Below are 20,315 nucleotides of genomic sequence, written 5' to 3'. Positions count from 1 at the left end.
AGATGGCGCGGGCAATGACGAAGCGACGGGCGATGCAGCCGGCGCGGCGTGTCGGCGTGACCCTCGCGGTGGCGGTGGCGGTGGCGGTGACGTGCGCGGCGGCCGGCATGGCCACGCGCGCGCACGCCGCCGGGGCCAGTGCCGCCGATGCGGCCGGCGCGGGATGCAGCGCCGCGTGGCCGCGCTGGGACGCGTTCAAGCGCGATTTCATCTCGGCCGACGGCCGCGTGATCGACGTCGGCTCGGCCGATTCGCGCACGGTATCGGAGGGGCAGGCGTATGGGCTGTTCTTCGCGCTGGTCGCGAACGACCGGCGCATGTTCGACACGATCCTCGCGTGGACCGAGAACAATCTCGCGCAGGGCGACCTGAGCGCACGCTTGCCGGCCTGGCTGTGGGGCCGCGCGCCCGACGGCGCATGGCGCGTGCTCGACGCGAACGCGGCGTCGGACGCCGACCTGTGGATCGCCTATGCGCTCGTCGAGGCCGGGCGGCTGTGGCACGAGCGTAGCTATACGGCGCGCGGTGCGCTGCTCGCGAAGCGCGTGCTCGACGACGAGACGGCGACCGTGCCGGGCCTCGGCCTCACGCTGCTGCCGGGGCCGACCGGGTTCAAGCTGGCCAACGGCCAATGGCGCGTGAATCCGAGCTATTCGCCGCCGCAGGTGATTCGCGCGCTCGGCGCGCGGCTGCCCGACGACCGTCGCTGGGCCGCGCTCGCATCCAGCACCGCTCGCGTGCTGCTCGACACCGCGCCGAAGGGCTTCTCGCCCGACTGGGCGCTGTATCGCGCGGGCAAGGGGTTCGGGCCCGATCCGGACACGCACGCGGAGAGCGCGTACAACGCGATCCGCGTGTACCTGTGGGCCGGCATGCTCGACCGCGCCGACCCGCTCGCCGCGCCGCTGCTCGCGAAGTTCGCGCCGTTTGCCGACCATATCGCCGCGCATGGCGCGCCGCCGGAGAAGGTCGATACGACGACGGGCGTCGCGGGCCCGAACGACGGCAACGGCGGCTTCTCCGCGGCGGCCGTGCCGTTCCTCGACGCGCGCGGCCAGCACGCGCTCGCGGATGCGCAGGCGGCGCGCGTCGAGACGCTCGCGCGCCAGTCGGCGCCCGGCTATTACTCCAGCGTGCTGACGCTGTTCGGGCTCGGCTGGCGGGACGGCCGCTACCGGTTCGAAGCGGACGGCACGCTCGACACGCGTTGGGGAGGCCGTTCGTGCGCCGCCCGTTGAAGCGCGCCGCGCCGCACGTCGCGGGATTCGCGTGGCTCGCGTCGTCGGTGTGCGCGGCCGCGCCGGGCGCCGCCTCGGGCGCCGCGGCGGCGACCCCCGCGGCACCGGCGACCGCGGCTGCCGGCGATGCGCGGCGCGAGCTCGACACCGCGCGGATGTGGGGCATCAAGCATCGCGACGATCTCGCGCGCGATGCGCTGCGCAAGGGCCTGCTGATCGCGCCGGGCGATCCCGACCTGCTGGCCGAACAGGTGCGCGTGCTGCTGCGGCTCGGCGACGCGAAAGGCGCGCAGGCGTCGCTGGCGCGGCTGCAGGCGCAGTCGCCGAATGCGCCTGCCGCGCGGCGGGTGGCCGACGAATACCGCGTCGCGACGAGCGCGCGCGGCGAGATGGCGCAGATCCGGCTGCTCGCGCGCAGCGGCCGCGCCGACGAGGCGGCCCGGCGGATCGTCGCGCTGTTTCCGAACGGCGCGCCGTCGGGTGCGCTCGGCGCCGAGTATTACCAGATCGTGTCGAATGCGCCGGGCGGGCGCGAGCCGGCGATCGCCGCGCTGCGCCGCGCGATCGCCGCCGATCCGCGCGACACGAGCGCGTCGATCGCGCTCGCGCGGCTCTTGAACCAGCGCGACGACACGCGCGCGGAAGCGAACCGGATCGCGTCGTCGCTCGCGACGCGCGCCGACGCGGACCATACGGAAGCGATGGCGCTGTGGCGGCGCGTGCTGCAGTCGGCCGGCAGCGATCCCGCGTATCTCGATGCGCTGCACGCGTATCTCGCGCTCGCGCCGGACGATACCGAATTCCGCGATCGCGCGGCCGGCCTCGATCGGCAGCGCGATGCGCAGCGCCGGCTCGAGCGCGATCCCGACTACATCGCGCAGCAGCGCGGGCTGCAGGCGCTGGCGCGCGGCGACCTGGCCGCCGCCGACCCGCTGCTCGCGCGCGCCGCGCGGGCGCGGGCGGACGACGCCGATGCGTTGGGCGGGCTCGGCCTGCTGCGCCTGCGCGAAGGGCGGCATGACGAAGCGCGCGCGCTGTTCGCACGGGCCGCGACACGTGCGACCGACCAGCGCGGCAAATGGCAAGGCCTCGCGCGTACCGCGCAGTTCTGGGGGCTGCTCGCCCAGGGCCGCGAGGCGGCCAGTGCGGGCCGCCCGCGCGATGCCGAGCGCGCCGCGCGCGCGGCGCTCGCGATGCAGCCGGACAACCCGGACGCGAAGCTTCAGCTTGCCGATGCGCTGCTCGCGCAGCGCGACTGGGCGCAGGCGGAGCCATTGCTGCGCGGTTTGCTCGCCGCGCGCTCGCCGAGCGTGTCGGCCGTGCGCGACACGGCCACGCTGTATGAAAACACCGGCCGCGCGGACCGGATCGGCCCGTTGCTCGACGCGCTGCAAGGGCGTGTGACGGGCGCCGACGATCGGCGCGCGCTCGACGGCCTGCGCGGCGACCTGCTCGCGAAGGAAGCGCGCGCGCTGGCCGACAAGGGGGCACGCGGGCCGGCCGCGCAACGCTACGAGGCGGCCGTGCGCGCGACGCCCGACGCGCCGTGGACGCGCTTCGCGCTCGCGCGCCTTTATCGCGACATGGGGCTGCCGCAGCTCGGCCGCACGGTGATGGACGACGGGCTCGCGCTGAGCGATACGCCCGAGATGCGCTACGCGAACGCGCTGTATCGCAACTCGCTCGACGATGTCGCCGGCGCGCAGGCCGCACTGGCGCCGGTCGACGATGCGCACCGTTCGGACGGGATGCGTGCGCTCGCGCGCAAGCTCGATGCCGAAAATGCGCTCGCCGACGCGCGCGGCGCGCATGCACGCGGCGACCGCGCGGCATTCGCCGCCACGCTCGCGCACGCGCAGGCGAGCGCGCCGGACGATCCCGACATGCTCGCCGCGATCGGCGCGCAGTGGATCGACGCGGGCGAACCCGAGCGCGGCCTCTCGCCGCTCCACGACTGGATCGCCGCGCATCCGCGCGAAGCCGATGCGGACGTGCGCCTGCGCTACGGCGACCTGCTCGGCCGCGCGGGGCGCGACGACGCGCTCGCCGCGTGGCTCGACACGCTGCGCCGCGACCCGGCGCTGACGCCCGCGCAGACGGCGCGACTGGAGGACCAGTCGCTGCGGCTCGTGCTGCGGCAGACCGACGACGCGATCGCGCGACAGGACTATGCGCAGGCGCGCACGCTGCTCGATCGCGCGAGCCCGGCCGGCCGCGCGGACAAGCGCCATGCGCTCGAACTCGCCGATCTCGAACGCGCGCAGGGGCATTACGATGCGGCGCGCGAGGCGCTCGCGCCGGTCGTGGCGCGCACGCCCGACGACGCCGATACGCAGCTCGCGCTCGCCCGGATCGACGAGGACAGCGGCAACCGTGCGGCCGCCCGCGAGCGCGTGCAGGCGGTGCTGGCGCGCACGCCGGACGACGACGTCGACACGCAGTTGTCGGCCGTGCGGCGCCTGAACGCGCTGCGCCGGCCGGACGAAGCCGCGCAGGTGACCGGGCGGCTGCAGGCCGCATATCCGGCGCGCGCCGACGTGACGGTCGCGGCCGGCCGCGTGGCCGAGGCGCAGGGCCGCTACGACGACGCGGCGTCGCTGTACCGGCTGTCGCAGTCGCAGGAGCGCGCGACGGGGGTAGGCCCGGGCCGCGACGGGCTGACACCCGCGCAGGCCGCGTTCGCGGAGCTGGCGCAGCGGCGCAATCCCGAGATCGAGACCGGCTGGATACCCGCGTACAAATCGGGCGACGAAGGCATCTCGTCGTATCGCGCGCAGCAGGTGCCGATCTACATGCAGATGCCGGTCCGCTACGACGGGCACGTATTCGCGCAGATCGACACCGTGCATCTCGACCCGGGCACGCTCGATACGAGCGACCCGAACGCGTATTCGCTGAAGACGTTCGGCACGTACGCGGGGCTCAGGGCGCCGAACGGGCTGCCGCCGCCGTTCCAGCCGAATCCGCAGGCTGCCGCGCTGCTCGCGAATCCGTCGGGCTCGCTGCACCAGTCGGTGACGGGCGTCGCGCTCGGTGCCGGTTACCTGTCCGATGCGTGGCGGTTCGATCTCGGCACGTCGCCGCTCGGCTTCCCCGTGCACTACCTCGTCGGCGGCGTGCGTTATCGCTTCGACGCGGGCCCCGCGAGCTTCTCCGTGAATGCGTCGCGCCGGCCGGAAACGAGCAGCGTGCTGTCGTACGCGGGGATGCGCGACCCGTGGACGGGCGCGGTGTGGGGCGGCGTGCGCCGCGACGGCGTGAACCTGCGTGCGTCGGTCGACGTCGGCCGTACGAACCTGTTCGCGGAACTCGGCGCGGGCGTGCTGTCCGGCCGCAACGTCGAACGCAATGCGGAAGTCACGCTGCGCACCGGCTTCACGGTGCCCGTGTACGAGCGCGCGACGATGAAGGTCAGCACCGGGCTCGTCGGCAATGCGTGGCACTACGCGCAGAACCTGCGTTACTACACGTACGGGCAGGGCGGTTACTACAGCCCGCAGCGCTACCTGTCGCTCGGCGTGCCGATCGAATGGGCGGGGCGGCACGATGCGCTGTCGTGGGACCTGACCGTCACGGGCGGGATCTCGAACAGCTACGAGAAGGATTCGCTGTATTACCCGACGCTCTCCGGCCAGCGGGCCGCGCAGGTGGCGGCCGGGTTCGTGTACGCGGGCAGTTCGACGCGCGGCGTGTCGTTCTCGTACGGCGTGAACGGCATCGTCGAGTATCGCGTGAACGCGCACCTGAGCGTCGGCGCGCAGTTGCACATCGACCGGTCGCACGACTATGCGCCGAGCTCGGCGCTCGTCTACCTGCGCTATGCGTTCGATGCGCGCGCGCCGCGCAGCTGGCTCGTGACACCCACGCCCGTGCGGCTTTATTCGGATTACTAGGGGAACGCGTGACTACGGAATTCGATGCTACCCGCCTCGCGCCCGGCGCCACCGGCCTGGTCGATCGCGTGCGCGCGCTGTTGCGCATGGGGCCGGCGGGCGGCCGTGCCGGCGCATCGAGCCGGCTCGCGATCGACGGCCTGCCCGACGCCTGGACGCAACTGGACGCCGGCGGCCTTTACGCGATCTACGCGGCCGGCGGCACGCCGGGATGCGACGCGCTCGTGTGGGAAAGCGCGCGGCAGGCGCGCACGCGCGACGTCACGATCGTGCTGGCGCGCGATCCGTCGAGCGTCGCCGCGCAGATGGCATCGCTCGGCTTCGCGGGCGGCGCGCAGCCGGCCGGCTGGCCGCGCAACCTGAACGTGCTGGCGATGCCGCCGGCGGCCGAGCCGGCCGACGCCGGCGCCGATGCCGGCGTGGCCGGCGGCGCGTCGGGCCGCGCGGCGCCCGGCCCGTTCGCGCGGCTGACGGGCGGCTTGCGCGCGATGAAGCGCTACGGGCTGCATGCCCGGTCGCTGTATTTCGTCGAAGGCGCGCAGCGCTGGTTCAGCTGGGACGATCCGGTCGCGCTCGCGGAGGAAGCGCACGCGCTGGCCGGCTGGTGCCGCACCCGCCGGATCGCGCTCGTGCTGCTGCTCGACCCGGAAGCGGCCCGGGCAGGCGGCGACACGCGTGCCGACGATGCGCCGCTCGTGCGCGATGCGCAGCGCGCGCCGCGCAGCGCCTTCCACGGAATCTGCTCGGGTGTCGCGCAGTTGCAGCGCACGCACGGCGAATTGCTGTGGGTCGTCGATTTCTGGCGCGCGGGCGACACGCTCGCGGCCGGCGAGGTGCGGCCGCTGCGCTTCGCGCCCGGCGGCCGGTTGACCGCCAGCGTCGATGGCGGCGCGACCGAACCGGCGCACCGGATGAAGCTCGCGAGCGACGAGGATCGCGTGGTGGTCAGCCGCGCGGTGCTCGACGGCGCGAGCCGCGTGCCGGACGGCTGGGAGATCGTCGACGACAACGCGGCCGTCGTCGCCGCGTGCGCGAACGCGCAGGCCGCGACCGCGGTGCTGGTGTTCCGCTCGCATGCGCAGCTCGAAGCGCTGTGCGCGGACGTGCATACGTTGCGCCGGCAGTGCGGCGGCGCGCTGAAGATCGCGGTCGTCGAGCGCGGCGAGGTGCTGCGCCAGCAGTTCGAGATGCTCGTGCTGAGCGTCGGCGCGAACCGCGTCGTCGCGCGCGACCTGCCCGTGTCGCGGATGCAGGCCGCCGTGCACGCGCTGCACGGCCAGCTCTACGCGCGGCCCGTCGCGGCCGACTATCGCGCGGCGCTCGCGGCCGCGCTCGGCGATTCGGTGCTCGGCTACCTGCCGGTCGGCGCGTTCTGCCAGCGGATTCGCGCGGTGCTCGATCGCGGCGCGGTGCTCGCGCTGCCGCATACGCTCGCGAAGCTCACGCTGCTGCCGGGCGTGTCGCACGTCGACGCGTTGCGGCATTGCCGGCCGCGTCGCGCGGGCGACGTCGTGACGGCCGATGCCGGGCACCTGTTCGTGTTCCTGTTCGCGTGCGAGCCGGTTGATGCCGAAGACGCGCTCGCGCGGATCTTCGACGTGCCGGTCGATACGCTGTCCGATCGCGTCGTGTGCCTGGGGCAGGGCAGCATCGACACCGAGCTCGACGCGCTGAAGGCCGAGAACCGGCGCGCGCCGATCGCCGATTACAGCGACCTGTTCGCGGCGGCGCGGCCGCCGGGCGCCGCGCGCGCAGCGGCCACGCCCGTCGCGCCCGGTGCGGCATTGCCCGACGCGAGCGAGGTGAGCGACGCGATCGATGCGATCGATACCGTCGTCGCGCTCGACGCGATCGGCGTGCCGCAGGCGTCCGCGCCCGCTGCCGCCGACGCCGCGGCGCCGGACCCCGTCATTCCCGCCGTGCGTGCGCGCGGCGCCATTCGCAGCGCGATGCCGCTGCGCAAGCAGGAGGACGCATGATCGCCGAACTCGTCATCGGCTTCATCGTCGGTATCGTGATCGCGGTGCCGGTGTGGATCGTCGCGCAGCACCTCGGCATCGGCCGCGGCTTTCATGCACCGCGCGGCATCGACCGGCGCGACGCGGTGCCGTGCGAACTCGTGCCCGTCGCGCTGCGCGGCCGCCTGCTGCCGGGCGCGGGCGGCGACGAAGGCGATGAAGGCGACCAGCGCGGCAAGCGCGACAGCAAGGCGGCACGATGAAGACGATCGCTCTCACGTCGACGACGGGCGGCGCGGGCCGCACGACGCTCGCCGCCGCGCTCGCGGTGCTGCTCGCGCGCCGCGGCCGGCCGGTCGTCGCCGTCGAATTCGATGCACAGAACCTGATGGGCGCGACGCTCGGCCTCGATACGCTGGCCGAACACGGTCTCGCGCACGGCCTGCTGGGCGGCGCCGAACCGTGGCACACGCATACGTGGGGCAACGCCGACGGCGTGCTGTTCGTGCCGTACGGGCAGGTCGACGCGGCCGGCGCGGCCGCGTGCGATGCGCGGCTCGTGGCCGATCCGGCGTGGCTCGCGCGCGCGCTCCACGAGATCGCGCTGCCGGCCGACGGCGTCGTGCTGATCGACACCGCCCGCTATCCGTCGCCGCAGGCCGAGCAGGCGATCCGGTGCGCGGACCTGACGCTCGTCGTCGTGCCGCCGGAGCCGGTCGCCTGCGCGACGACGGCCGCGCGGCTCGGCGCGCTGCGGGCCGGCGGCGGCGACCTGCGGATCGTCGTGAACCGGCTGAACCCGGCGCGCGACATGCAGCGCGACGCGCTGGCGATGCTGCGCGCGGTCGCGGGGCCGGCGTCGATGCTCGAGCAGCGCGTTCACGTCGACGCGGCCGTGCCCGAAGCGCTCGCGCGCGGCAGCTGGATCTTCGACGACGCGCCGTATTCGCAGGCGTCGCACGACCTGAACGGCGTCGCGAACTGGGTCGATACGTGGCTGAAGGCGGTCGTCGCCGGCCGCGCGGGAGCCATGCGATGAAGGCCGCGTTCGCGTCGCGACTGCGCGCGCTCGGCCGTCGAGCAGCCGACTGGTGCGCGCGCGGCATCGGGCTGCCGGCGCAACGCACGCGGCTGGACTGGTTCGTGCGGCTGTTCTTCCACGCGCCGCCGGCCGGGCGGCCCGATCATGTGCGCCGCTGGGTGCGCGTCGCGTTCCTGCAGCTCGCGCACGACTGGGGCGTGCTGCAGCCGCTCAGCGTGCGCGAATGGCTGTGGCGCGCGATCGTGCGCGCGCCGCGCGCGGCCGACGGCCGGCCCGCGCGCGATCCGCTCGCGTGGTTCGACAGGTGCGTGGTGCCCGTCTACGTGGCCGGGCGCGCGGTCGGCCGGCGCATCAACGCGACGCTCGAACGTCTGCCGTGGGCGCGCTGGGGCGGCTGGCTCGATGCGCGCGCGAACGGCGTCGGCCGGCGCCGCTGGCTCGCGCCGCTGCTGCTCGTGGCCGGCGCGGTGCTGTGGGCCGCGGCCGGGATGTCGCCGCTGATGCCCGGCGCGCAGTTCGCGTTCTTCGCGATCGTCGCGGTGCTCGCGCTCGCGCTGCGCCGCCTGCCGGGCCATCTGCCGACCCTCGCGCTTGCGTCGCTCGCGCTGCTCGCGGCCGTGCGCTACGTATGGTGGCGCACGACGCAGACGCTCGATTTCCGCAGCCCGATCGAGGCCGTCGCCGGCTACCTGCTGTATGGCGCCGAAGCCTATACGTGGATGATCCTGCTGCTCGGCTTCGTGCAGACCGCATGGCCGCTCGACCGGCCGATCGTGCCGCTGCCCGACGATCCGGACACCTGGCCGAGCGTCGACGTCTATATCCCGACCTACAACGAACCGCTGTCGGTCGTGAAGCCGACCGTGTTCGCCGCGCAGAGCATCGACTGGCCCGCCGCGAAGCTGCGCGTGTACCTGCTCGACGACGGCCGGCGCCCGGAGTTCGCGGCATTCGCGGCCGAGGCCGGCATCGACTACCTGACGCGCGACGACAATCTCCACGCGAAGGCCGGCAACATCAACCGCGCGTTGCCGAAGACGCACGGCGAGTACATCGCGATCTTCGACTGCGATCACGTGCCGACGCGCTCGTTCCTGCAGACGACGATGGGCGTGTTCCTGCGCGACCCGAAGTGCGCGCTCGTGCAGACGCCGCACCATTTCTTCTCGCCCGATCCGTTCGAGCGCAACCTCGGCACGTTCCGCGAGGTGCCGAACGAGGGCAACCTGTTCTACGGCCTCGTGCAGTCGGGCAACGACCTGTGGAACGCGACGTTCTTCTGCGGATCGTGCGCGGTGCTCAAGCGCAGCGCGCTGGAGGAGGTCGGCGGCGTCGCGGTCGAGACCGTGACCGAGGATGCGCACACGGCGCTCAAGCTGCATCGGCGCGGCTATACGTCGGCGTACCTGCCGACCGTGCAGGCGGCCGGCCTCGCGACCGAAAGCCTCGCCGGCCACGTGAAGCAGCGCACGCGCTGGGCGCGCGGGATGGCGCAGATCTTCCGCATCGACAACCCGTTCCTCGGGCGCGGGCTCGGTTTCATCCAGCGAATCTGCTACGGCAACGCGATGCTGCACTTCTTCTACGGGATTCCGCGCCTGGTATTCCTGACGATCCCGCTCGCGTACCTGTTCTTCCACCTGTACTTCATCAACGCGTCGTCGCTCGCGCTCGCGAGCTACGTGATCCCGTACCTCGTGCTCGCGAACATCGCGAACTCGCGGATGCAGGGGCGCTACCGGCATTCGTTCTGGGCCGAGGTCTACGAATCGGTGCTCGCGTGGTACATCGCGCTGCCGACCACCGTCGCGTTTTTCAGCCCGAAGCACGGCAAGTTCAACGTGACCGACAAGGGCGGCAAGATCGACGAAGGCTACGTCGACTGGTCGACGTCGAAGCCGTATCTCGTGCTGTTCGCGCTGAACGTGCTCGCGATCGTCGCCGGCCTGTGGCGGCTCGTGGCCGACCAGGGCGACGAGGCGTCGACGATCCTGATCACGCTCGGCTGGACCGTATACAACCTCGCGATGCTCGGCGCGGCGCTGGCCGTCGCGCGCGAGACGAAGCAGGTGCGCGTCACGCACCGGATCGCGATGCGCGTGCCGGCGATGCTGCTGCTCGCCGACGGCTCGACCGCCGCGTGCTTCACGAGCGACTACTCGACCGGCGGCCTCGGTCTTGACGCCGTGCCGGGGCTGCCGCTCGCGGTCGGCGACACGCTGACGGTGTGCGTGACGCGCGGCGACCGCGCGTTTCCGTTCCCGGTGCGCGTGACCCGTGTGACGCCGACCCACGTCGGCGTGAGCTTCGAGGCGCTGACGCTCGAACAGGAGCGTCAGCTCGTGCAATGCACGTTCGGCCGCGCGGATGCGTGGCTCGACTGGCGCGAGGGCGCGCGGCCCGACACGCCGCTCGGCGGGCTCAAGGAAGTGCTGCGGATCGGGCTCGACGGTTACGTACGAATGTGGAAGGGTGCGGCGCGCGGCGTGCAGGCCATGCTCGCGCCGAAACTCGATCGCGCGCGCGACTGACGCGGCGCGCATCATGGAGTGGGTTAGATGACGTTCTGGAATCTGTATTTCATCCTGAAGTTCGCGCTGTTCGCGACCGGGCGCCTGCAGCCGTTCTGGCTCGCGAATCTCGCGTTCGCGGTGGCGCTGGTGGCGAGCGCGCCGATCCGGTCGCGCGCATGGCGCATCGTCCGGCAGGTCGTGGCGATCGCGATCGCGGTGCCGCTGCTCGCGCGCGAGCTGCATGCGCCGCCGCTCGCTCGTCTCGCGGAGGCCGCGCGCGAAGTCAGCACGTTCCGGCTCGACTACTGGATGGAGCTGCTGCCGCGCCTGTTGCCGCCCGTGCTCGCGCTGACGATCGTCGGCGTGCTGATCGTCTATTTCATCGTCAACCGCTGGCTGCGCGTCGCGACGTTCGTGGTGGCCGTGCTCGTTGTCATGCCGTTGTGGCAGGCCGGCAGCGGGCTGATGGCGCGCGTCGTCGCGCCGGCCCAGCCCCAGGCGAACGCGGCGGGCGCCACGCGCGTGGACGCGCCCGAGGATCACAACGCGGCGCTCGCGACGTTCCGCGCGCAGGAATCGCAGCGCCAGGTCGCGTTCGGTCATCTCGGCAGCGACCCGGCCGCGCAGTTCGACGTGATCGTGCTGCACGTCTGCTCGCTGTCGTGGGACGACCTCGATGCGGCGAAGGTGCGCAACCATCCGATGCTGAGCCACTTCGATTACCTGTTCACGAACTTCAGCACGGCCGCGAGCTACAGCGGCCCGGCGGCGATCCGCGTGCTGCGCGCGAGCTGCGGGCAGGAGGCGCATGCGGACCTGTACAAACCCGCGCCGCAGCAGTGCCACCTGTTCTCGCAACTGGCGGGCGCCGGCTACACGGTGCAGTCGCTGCTGAACCACGACGGCCATTTCGACAACTTCCTGCAGGTGATTCACGACAACATCGGCGTGGCCGATGCGCCGATGATCTCGAACGCGGCCGCGCCCGTCGCGATGCACGCGTTCGACGGCTCGGGGATCAAGGACGACTATGCGACGCTCGCGAACTGGTACGCGCAGCGCGCGTCGGTGCCGGGGCCGGTCGCGCTGTACTACAACACGATCAGCCTGCACGACGGCAACCGCGTCGTCGGCAGCGCGCTGACGAGCCTCGACTCGTATCCGCAGCGCGCGACGAAACTGATGACCGACTTCGACCGTCTCGCCGACCTGATCGCGCAATCGGGCCGCCGCGCGGTGATCGTGTTCGTGCCCGAGCACGGCGCCGCGTTGCGCGGCGACAAGAACCAGATCGCGGGGCTGCGCGAGATTCCGACGCCGCGCATCGTGCACGGGCCGGTCGGCGTGCGGCTCGTCGGCTTCACCGGCAACCACGGCGCGACGACCGTGATCGAGCAGCCGACCAGCTTCCTCGCGCTCGCGCAGTTGCTGTCGAATCTCGTGTCGAACAGTCCGTTCAAGCCGGGCGCGACGCTCGCGCAATACGCGGCCGATTTGCCGCGCACGCGGATGATCGGCGAGAACGAGGGCACGGTGACGATGCAGACGGCCGCGGGTTACGCGGTGAAAACTCCGGATGGCGTATGGATCGACGAACAGTGACGATTACCGGCGAAGGCGACGACGATCGCCTGTCGCAACCGAACGACGTGATCGGCCTCGCGCGGCATCTGCCCGCGCTCGATCCCGAGCGCTACGTCGACGAGCAGGCGCGCCGCGCGTTCGACGCGTCACTCGATCGCTGGCCGGTGCTCGCGAAGCTGATGGGGCTGAAGCGGTAAACGCGCGACGGCCGGCATGATGGCCGGCCGTCGTCGCCTTGTCGGGGCAGGCTGCCTACTGCGCTTTGCGTTCCGGCTGCCGCGTCCATTCGTTTTCTTCGCCCGGCACCTTGCCGAAGGTCTGATCGGCCCACGCGGCCCGCGCCGCGTCGATCTTCGCGCGTTCGCTCGACACGAAATTCCATTCGATGAATCGCTCGCCCGGCAGGTGCGCACCGCCGAGCAACATCACGCGTGCGCCGTTCGCGCTGGCGAGCGCCACGCTCGCGCCGGGTTCGAGCACGGCCATCGTCGCCGGGGCGAGCGGCGTGCCGTCGACGGTGAGGTCGCCGTCGACGAGATACACGCCGCGTTCTTCATGTTCCGCATCGAGCGTAAGCGTACCGCCCGACGCGAACTCCGCAACCGCATAGAGCGTCGGCGAGAATACGGCGACCGGCGACACGAGCCCGAACGCGGTGCCCGCGATCACGCGCACGGTCACGCCGTCGCGCGTGAACGACGGCAGCGTGTTGGCCGCATGGTGAACGAACGCGGGTGCGGTGTCTTCATGCTCGACCGGCAGCGCGACCCAGGTCTGGATTCCGTGCACCGGCTGCTCGCGCGGCCGATCCTCGTCGGGCGAGCGTTCCGAATGCACGATGCCGCGGCCGGCGGTCATCCAGTTCACGTCGCCCGGCACGATCTTCTGCCGGAAGCCAAGGCTGTCGTGATGCATCAGCGAGCCGTCGAACAGGTAGGTGACGGTCGCGAGCCCGATGTGCGGATGCGGCAGCACGTCGATGCCGTGGCCGGCCGGCAGCACGGCCGGGCCCATCTCGTCGAAGAAGATGAACGGGCCGACGAGGCGCGCGGCGCGCGCGGGCAGCACGCGGCGCACGACGAGGTTGCCGATGTCGCTTTCGCGCGGCGTGAGCAGGGTCTTGATCGAGGCGGACATGACGGGAATCTCGTGACGGGGGCGGGAATACTCAAGCGATCGCCGTGTCGATCGCGATCGGGTGCGTGAGGATCTTGTGCACCGGGCATGCATTCGCGATCTGCAGCAGGCGTTCGCGCTGTTCATCGGTCAGCTCGCCGTCGAGCGTGATGCGGCGCACGATCGTGCTGCCCGCGCTGCCCGATTCGTGCGCGAGCTTCACGTGCACTTCGTCGAGCGGCCAGCCTTTTCGTTGCGCATACATCTTCAACGTGATCGCGGTGCACGCGCCAAGGCTCGACAGCAGCAGCGCGACGGGCGTCGGCGCCGTATCGCCGCCGCCGAGCGACGCGGGTTCGTCGGCGCGCCACTGGTGGACGCCATCGGTGAAGTGGACGAGGTAATCGACCGGGCCGATGCTCGCTTCGACGGTGAGTTCGCTCATTGCAATTCCAGGTGGGAAAGGGGCCGGGCCGGCCGGGCATGCCGCGGGCCGGACGTTACGGTTCGAGCAGGCGCTGCAGCCGCAGCTCCTCGAAATCCAGCTCCGATTCTATGCGGTGCAGCACCGCGTCGTCGACCCGGCCGTCGCGATGCAGGTCGAGCAGCGCGTCGCGCGACACGCCGACCAGCTCCAGCTCGACGCGCAGCATCCGCGCGCGCACGTCGGCGGGCGCCGCGCCGTCGCGGTGTGCGCGTTCGTTGAACGCGACGCGGTTGCGGTATTCGGTCAGCAGCCGGTCGAGCGATTCACGCTCGAGGCCGGCGCCGCGCTGTTCGCGCGCATCGAGTTCGGCGAGCGCCGCGCCGAACGTGTGCGCGCGCACCGCGTGCTCGGACATCGTGCGGCGCGCGGCCGGGCGCAGCTTCAGCACGCGGATCAGCGGCGCGAGCGTGCCGCCCTGCACGACGAGCGTCGCGATGATCAGCAGGAACGTGCTGAACAGGATCAGGTCGCGGCCGGGGAAATTGGCCGGCAGCGCGATCGCGGCCGCGAGGCTCACGACGCCGCGCATGCCCGACCAGCCGAGCACGACCGCTTCGCGCCACGACCACGCCGCGTGGCCCGCGCGCCGCGCGCGCAGGCGGCCCGGCAGCCACATCGCGGCGAACACCCACATCATGCGCGCGCCGATCGCGGCGGCCGTCGCCGGCAGCGCGACCCGCAGGCCGGCCATCAGCACCGCGCCTTCGTGGTTCACGCCCGCGAGGATCGCGTGCAGCGCGAGGCCGATCAGGATGAACACGAGCGCGTCGAGCACGAACACGATCGCTTCCCACGTCGCCTTCGCCTTGATCCGCATGTCGGCGTCGAACACGCGATGCTGGCGCACGCCGAGCACGAGGCCGCAGGTGACGACCGACAGCACGCCCGAGCCGGCGACCGCTTCCGCGATTCCGTAGCTGCCCCATGCCATCGCGAAGGTCACGACGATGCCGAGCATCGGGTCGCGCAGGCGCGGCAGCACCCAGCACATCGCGTGGCCGCACGCGAGGCCGACCGCGATGCCGATCAGCGTGAGCGAGAAGAACAGGCCGGTGGCGCTCGCCGCCGTGATCGACACGGCGAGCGCGGCCGATACGGCCATCTGGTACAGCAGCAGGCCCGACGCGTCGTTGACGAGGCTTTCGCCTTCGAGCACCGCGACGAGCCGCGCGGGCAGCGGGTGGCGCTGCAGGATCGCCTTCGCGGCGACCGCGTCGGGCGGCGACACGATCGCGCCGAGCGTGAAGCACGCGGCCCACGGCAGTGCGGGATTCGCCGCATGCACGGCGAGCGCGACCGCGACGGTCGTGAACGCCACGGCCCCGAGCGCGAGCGATGCGATCGACGCGAGCTCCTGCCGGAATTCCTTCCAGGCGGTGTAGAACCCGCTCGACATCAGGAGCGGCGGCAGCACGGCCGCGAGCAGCAGCGCCGGGTCCATGTCGGGCACGCGCTTGCCGGCGACGGCGACCGCGCAGCCGCCGAGCAGCAGCACGACGGCCGGCGGAATCGACACGCGTTCGGCGAGCCACGTGAGCGCGCCCGCGCCGCAGATCAACAGCAATAGGTAATGGAACAACTCGACGTTGGTCATGCGCGGCCGGCGGCGATGGGGTGGATCAAGAAGGCTTGCGGTCGTTCGCGGCACCGCCCGGCAGCGCGCCGAACATGTGCTGGCTGCACCGCGCGTCGCGCCATGCGGTGTTCAGCCGATGGCCGGACAGCATCCGGCGCGCGACGGGCAGGATCTGTTCGCCGGCCAGCATGCCGAGCAGGCCGAGAAGCGCGATGATCGGCGGCGCGGGCGAATTCACGCCGATCGCGCCGTAGATGACGCCGGCGAGGATGCCGGCGAGCAGCGAGAGGACATACGGTTTCATGGGGGTGCGCCTCGTGAGGGCCGAGCGGCGCTGGAGCGGCGCCGTCAAAGTCTTGAGAGCGTATCGGGTTTGCGTGAAGAAAAAAAGGGCGGGCGGCCCGGAACGGCCATCCATTCGGGAATCGGATCGATTCCATTCCTTGGGTGTTCGCGCCGCGCGTTTGCGGCTTAAATGTTCGGGTCCGGATGACGACGATCCGGCGCCGACGCATTCCGGGCTCCTCCCGTTTTCACGGTCGAGGCAGGCCCCCCTTTTTCCGTTCACAGGACCCATCCGCCATGAGCAACCCGAAGCTTGAAGTACTGACGCCGCAGAACAGCCAGCTGATCTTCATCGACCAGCAGCCGCAGATGGCGTTCGGCGTGCAGTCGATCGATCGGCAGACGCTGAAGAACAACGTCGTCGGGCTCGCGAAGGCCGCGAAGGTCTTCAACATTCCCACCACGATCACGACGGTCGAAAGCGAAAGCTTTTCGGGCCATACCTATCCCGAGCTGCTCGACGTGTTCCCGAACCAGAAGACGCTCGAACGCACGTCGATGAACTCGTGGGACGACCAGAAGGTGCGCGACGCGCTGGCCGCGAACGGCCGCAAGAAGGTGGTCGTGTCGGGGCTGTGGACCGAAGTCTGCAATACGACGTTCGCGCTGTGCGCGATGCTCGAAGGCGACTACGAGATCTATATGGTCGCCGATGCATCGGGCGGCACGTCGCAGGCCGCGCACGACATCGCGATGCAGCGCATGGTGCAGGCCGGCGTGGTGCCGGTCACGTGGCAGCAGGTGCTGCTCGAATGGCAGCGCGACTGGGCGCGCCGCGAGACGTACGACGCGGTGATGGCGATCGCGAAGGAGCATTCGGGCGCATACGGGATGGGCGTGGACTACGCGTACACGATGCTCCACAAGGCGCCGCAGCGCACCGCGACGCCGCACGAGTCGATTCCGCCGGTGCCGGCGAAGTAACGGGCCGCCGGCCGCGATCGCCGCACGGGATGCGGCGATTGCCGGCCGTCGGCCGTCGCGCGTTCAGGCGGCGGGCAGCGCCCACGGCGCGTGCGAGAAATGGTCGGCGAGGAAATCGAGCAGTACCGTCACGCGCGCGGCGCGCAGCATGCCGGGCGGCGTGACGAGGTTCACGTTGATGTCCGCGATCTTCCAGTCGCTCATCACTTCCTCGAGCTCGCCGCGCTGCAGTTCGTCCCATACCAGGAACTCGGGCTGCAGCGCGAGACCATGACCGCCGACGAGCGCGGGGAGGATCACGTCCGCGTTGTTCGTGCGAATGCGGCCGTGCACGTTCACACCGAAATCCTCGCCCGATGCCGGATGACGGAAGCGCCAGTGCTCGGGCGTCGGCAGGTTCGTGTACGTCAGGCATACGTGCTGTTCGATGTCGCGCGGATGCGTGGGACGGCCGCGCCGGTCGAGATACGCGGGCGACGCGACGAGCGGCCGGCGCACCGCGCAGAGGCGGCGTGAGCGCAGCGTCGAATCGCTGAGCTCGGCGATGCGGATCGCGACGTCGAAGCCGCCGGACACGATGTCGACGATGTGGTCGGTCAGCACGAGATCGATGTCGACGCGCGGATAGCGCTCGAGAAACGCGGGCAGCACCGGCGACAGGTGGCGCAGCCCGAACGACATCGGCGCATTCACGCGCACGAGGCCGTGCGGCTCGAGCGCCTGCGCGGATGCTTCGTTTTCGATCAGTTCCGCATCGGCGAGCAGCCGGATCGCACGGTCGCGCAGCAGTTCGCCGGTCGGCGTGAGCGACAGCCTGCGCGACGTGCGGTACAGCAGCATCGCGCCGAGGCGCTTTTCGAGGCGTGCGATCGCTTTCGATACGGTGGGTTGCGATACGCCGAGCGTTTCCGCGGCTTTCGCGAACGAACCGGTCTCCGCGACGCGCGCGAAGATGGCCCAGGCTTCGAGATCAGGAAGGTGTTGCATGGTCGGACGGGATGACGGGAAAGCGAAGGGAATGCGAGGGCGGCGAAGCATGCGGCCGATGCGATGCGGGTCATTCTAATCCGGCCGGGAGAAAAATCGTTATGGAATCTTATCTACTTTCACTGAGCGCCGGCGTGCTGATCGGCGTCGTGTACAGCGTGATCAGGGTGCGCTCGCCGGCACCGCCGCTGATCGCGCTGGTGGGCCTCGCCGGCATGCTGGTCGGCGCGCAGGCCATCGCGCCGGTTCGTCACTGGCTCGGCTTCTGACCGCATCGAGGACAAAATCATGAGCGCAACCGATACTCAACCCGATCTCATCCTGCACAACGGGCGCATCACGACGCTCGACCGCGCGAACCCCGTCGCGACGGCCGTCGCGATTGCCGCCGGCCGCTTCGTCGCCGTCGGTAGCGAAGCGGACGTGATGCCGCTCGCGGGCCGCGCGACGAAGGTCGTCGATCTCGGCGGCCGCGGCGTGCTGCCGGGCCTGATCGACAACCACTGCCACGTGATTCGTGGCGGCCTGAACTACAACATGGAACTGCGCTGGGACGGCGTGCCGTCGCTCGCGGTCGCGATGGAGATGCTCAAGCGCCAGGTCGCCGTGACGCCCGCGCCGCAATGGGTGCGCGTCGTCGGCGGCTTCACCGAACATCAGTTCGTCGAGAAACGGCTGCCGACGATCGATGAGCTCAACGCGGTTGCACCGGACACGCCCGTGTTCATCCTGCACCTGTACGACCGAGCGCTGCTGAACGCGGCCGCGCTGCGCGTGGTCGGCTATACGAAGGACACGCCGGAGCCGCCGGGCGGCACGATCCTGCGCGATGCCGCGGGCAATCCGACCGGCCTGCTGCTCGCGAACCCGAACGCGACGATCCTCTACGCGACGCTCGCGAAGGGGCCGAAGCTGCCGTTCGAGTATCAGTACAACTCGACGCGCCATTTCATGCGCGAGCTGAACCGGCTCGGCGTGACGGGCGTGATCGACGCGGGCGGCGGCTCGCAGAATTATCCCGACGATTACGAAGTGATCCGCAAGCTGCACGACGCGGGCGAGATGACGATCCGGATCGCGTACAACCTGTTCACGCAGAAGCCGAACGCGGAGAAGGAAGACTTCGTGAACTGGACGAAGAGCGTCAAGTACCACGATGGCACCGACTACTTCCGCAATAACGGCGCCGGCGAGATGCTGGCGTTCTCGGCGGCCGACTTCGAGGATTTCCGCGTCGCGCGGCCGGATTTGCCTGCGCAGATGGAGGACGACCTCGAAGGCGTCGTGCGCGTGCTCGCGGAAAACCGCTGGCCGTGGCGCATGCACGCGACCTATGACGAAACCATCAGCCGCGCGCTGGACGTGTTCGAGAAGGTCAACGAAGACATCCCGCTCGACGGGCTGAACTGGTTCTTCGATCATGCGGAAACCATCTCCGAGAAATCGATGGACCGGATCGCCGCGCTCGGCGGCGGCATCGCGGTGCAGCACCGGATGGCGTACCAGGGCGAATACTTCGTGGAGCGCTACGGCGCGCAGGCCGCCGAGGCGACGCCGCCTGTCGCGAAGATGCTCGGCAAGGGGCTCAAGGTGTCGGCCGGCACGGACGCCACGCGCGTCGCGTCGTACAACCCGTGGGTGTCGCTTGCATGGCTCGTGACGGGCAAGACGGTCGGCGGCATGCGCCTGTATCCGCAGCGCAACCTGCTCGATCGCGAAACCGCGCTGCGGATGTGGACCGAGTACGTGACGTGGTTCTCGAACGAGGAAGGCAAGAAAGGGCGCATCGCGGTGGGGCAGCTTGCCGACCTGGTGGTCCCCGATCGCGATTTCTTCGCGTGCGCGGAAGACGATATCGCCGGCACGACCGCGTTGCTGACGGTGGTCGACGGGAAGATCGTGTGGGGCGCGGGGCCGTTCGCGTCGCACGACGCGCCGATCCCGCCGGCGATGCCGGACTGGTCGCCGGTGCGCGAGTTCGGCGGCTATGGCGGCTGGGGCGCGACGCAGCGCGCCGGCGCGCCGTTGCAGCGCGCGGCGGCCGCCGCGATGTGCGGCTGCGCGAACGAATGCAACGTTCACCAGCATGCGCACGCGAGCGCATGGGCGAACGCATTGCCGACGTCGGACGCGAAGGGTTTCTGGGGCGCGTTCGGCTGTTCGTGCTGGGCGGTCTGATATGGCGGCCCCGATCCATCGCGGCGGCGCCGGCAACCCGGCATGGGTCCGCGCGCTGCTCGCGCAGCCGTGGGTGCCGCCGCTCGTGCGGCTCGCACTGGTGTCCGCTTACCTGCTCGGCGGCGCCGCGAAGGCGCTCGACTTTCACGGCGCGGTCGCGGAGCAGGCGCATTTCGGCCTGCGGCCGGCCGCGCTGTGGGCGGCGCTCGCGATCGCGGTCGAGATCGCCGGCTCGCTGTGCGTGGTATTTCGCCGTTTCACGTGGCTCGGCGCCGGCAGCCTCGGTATGCTGACGCTCGTCGCGATGTTCGTGGCGAACGATTTCTGGAACCGGACGGGCGCCGAGCGTTTCATGGCGCTCAACAGCTTTTTCGAGCATCTCGGGCTGATCGCGGCACTCGTGCTCGCGACGGTGCTCGACGATGCGCGGCAATCGGCCGATGATGGCCGTTCCATTCGATGACGATGCAACAA

General features: G+C 71.0%; 17 protein-coding genes. 12 read left to right on the top strand and 5 right to left on the bottom strand.

The annotated features are described in order from the left end of the window. The first annotated feature begins 2 nt into the window (after positions 1-2). The 8 genes from bcsZ to LGM42_RS14380 are packed head-to-tail and all read left to right on the top strand — an operon-like array spanning position 3 to position 12,425. Positions 3-1,238: a cellulose synthase complex periplasmic endoglucanase BcsZ gene (gene bcsZ / locus LGM42_RS14415; RefSeq protein WP_226232525.1), complete on the top strand. Its 1,236-nt coding sequence runs from the start codon at positions 3-5 to the stop codon at positions 1,236-1,238. Next, on the top strand, positions 1,223-5,131 hold the full coding sequence (locus LGM42_RS14410) for a cellulose synthase subunit BcsC-related outer membrane protein (RefSeq protein WP_226232524.1): 3,909 nt from the start codon (positions 1,223-1,225) through the stop codon (positions 5,129-5,131). The genes bcsZ and LGM42_RS14410 overlap by 16 nt, the downstream gene beginning before the upstream one ends. An 8-nt stretch (positions 5,132-5,139) precedes the next feature. Next, entirely contained in the window at positions 5,140-7,110 is a 1,971-nt protein-coding gene (gene bcsE, locus LGM42_RS14405) for a cellulose biosynthesis protein BcsE (protein WP_226232523.1), read from the top strand. Further along, entirely contained in the window at positions 7,107-7,352 is a 246-nt protein-coding gene (locus tag LGM42_RS14400; protein WP_059640897.1) for a hypothetical protein, read from the top strand. The genes bcsE and LGM42_RS14400 overlap by 4 nt, the downstream gene beginning before the upstream one ends. Continuing rightward, positions 7,349-8,128 carry a cellulose biosynthesis protein BcsQ gene (gene bcsQ, locus LGM42_RS14395; protein ID WP_226232522.1) on the top strand — a complete coding sequence of 260 codons (780 nt, stop codon included), beginning with the start codon at positions 7,349-7,351 and terminating at the stop codon, positions 8,126-8,128. Before LGM42_RS14400 ends, bcsQ begins: the two co-directional genes overlap by 4 nt. Then, positions 8,125-10,662, top strand: coding sequence for a UDP-forming cellulose synthase catalytic subunit (gene bcsA / locus LGM42_RS14390; RefSeq protein ID WP_226232521.1), 2,538 nt, complete (start codon positions 8,125-8,127; stop codon positions 10,660-10,662). Before bcsQ ends, bcsA begins: the two co-directional genes overlap by 4 nt. 27 nt (positions 10,663-10,689) lie before the next feature. Beyond that, the gene (gene bcsG / locus LGM42_RS14385) at positions 10,690-12,246 is read left to right on the top strand and encodes a cellulose biosynthesis protein BcsG (RefSeq protein WP_226232520.1); all 1,557 of its coding nucleotides are present in this window, start codon (positions 10,690-10,692) and stop codon (positions 12,244-12,246) included. Further along, positions 12,228-12,425, top strand: a complete 198-nt coding sequence (locus LGM42_RS14380) for a hypothetical protein (RefSeq protein ID WP_059573787.1) — start codon at positions 12,228-12,230, stop codon at positions 12,423-12,425. Before bcsG ends, LGM42_RS14380 begins: the two co-directional genes overlap by 19 nt. 55 nt (positions 12,426-12,480) lie before the next feature. Here the strand turns inward: LGM42_RS14380 and LGM42_RS14375 are convergent, their stop codons facing one another. The 4 genes from LGM42_RS14375 to LGM42_RS14360 are packed head-to-tail and all read right to left on the bottom strand — an operon-like array spanning position 12,481 to position 15,711. Then, positions 12,481-13,365 carry a pirin family protein gene (locus LGM42_RS14375; RefSeq protein ID WP_060011720.1) on the bottom strand — a complete coding sequence of 295 codons (885 nt, stop codon included), beginning with the start codon at positions 13,363-13,365 and terminating at the stop codon, positions 12,481-12,483. Between the two features lie 31 nt (positions 13,366-13,396). Further along, positions 13,397-13,789, bottom strand: a complete 393-nt coding sequence (locus LGM42_RS14370) for an OsmC family protein (RefSeq protein WP_059573785.1) — start codon at positions 13,787-13,789, stop codon at positions 13,397-13,399. 55 nt (positions 13,790-13,844) lie between these two features. Further along, positions 13,845-15,425, bottom strand: a complete 1,581-nt coding sequence (locus LGM42_RS14365) for a cation:proton antiporter (protein ID WP_226232519.1) — start codon at positions 15,423-15,425, stop codon at positions 13,845-13,847. Between the two features lie 25 nt (positions 15,426-15,450). Continuing rightward, positions 15,451-15,711, bottom strand: a complete 261-nt coding sequence (locus LGM42_RS14360; RefSeq protein ID WP_060318211.1) for a DUF1427 family protein — start codon at positions 15,709-15,711, stop codon at positions 15,451-15,453. A gap of 278 nt (positions 15,712-15,989) precedes the next feature. Between LGM42_RS14360 and LGM42_RS14355 the strand changes: the two genes are divergently transcribed. Next, the gene (locus LGM42_RS14355) at positions 15,990-16,676 is read left to right on the top strand and encodes a hydrolase (RefSeq protein WP_124658917.1); all 687 of its coding nucleotides are present in this window, start codon (positions 15,990-15,992) and stop codon (positions 16,674-16,676) included. 63 nt (positions 16,677-16,739) lie between these two features. On the opposite strand, the gene LGM42_RS14350 is transcribed toward LGM42_RS14355, so the two are convergent. Then, positions 16,740-17,663 carry a LysR family transcriptional regulator gene (locus tag LGM42_RS14350; RefSeq protein ID WP_059573781.1) on the bottom strand — a complete coding sequence of 308 codons (924 nt, stop codon included), beginning with the start codon at positions 17,661-17,663 and terminating at the stop codon, positions 16,740-16,742. 101 nt (positions 17,664-17,764) lie between these two features. On the opposite strand from LGM42_RS14350, the gene LGM42_RS14345 reads away from it, so the two are divergent. From LGM42_RS14345 to LGM42_RS14335, 3 genes are read left to right on the top strand one after another with little or no spacing between them, the layout of a single operon-like run. Beyond that, positions 17,765-17,932, top strand: coding sequence for a DUF1427 family protein (locus tag LGM42_RS14345; RefSeq protein ID WP_059573780.1), 168 nt, complete (start codon positions 17,765-17,767; stop codon positions 17,930-17,932). Between the two features lie 19 nt (positions 17,933-17,951). Further along, complete coding sequence (locus LGM42_RS14340; RefSeq protein ID WP_226232518.1) at positions 17,952-19,841, top strand: amidohydrolase; 1,890 nt, start codon at positions 17,952-17,954, stop codon at positions 19,839-19,841. Position 19,842: 1 nt separating this feature from the next. Beyond that, entirely contained in the window at positions 19,843-20,304 is a 462-nt protein-coding gene (locus LGM42_RS14335; protein WP_099316306.1) for a DoxX family protein, read from the top strand. The last annotated feature ends 11 nt before the right edge of the window (positions 20,305-20,315 follow it).

The organism is Burkholderia sp. AU39826, assembly GCF_020419965.1.
Classification (GTDB): Bacteria; Pseudomonadota; Gammaproteobacteria; order Burkholderiales; family Burkholderiaceae; genus Burkholderia; species Burkholderia semiarida.
Note: the sequence above shows the minus strand (reverse complement) of the source record. Positions and strands in the feature narration are given on the sequence as shown.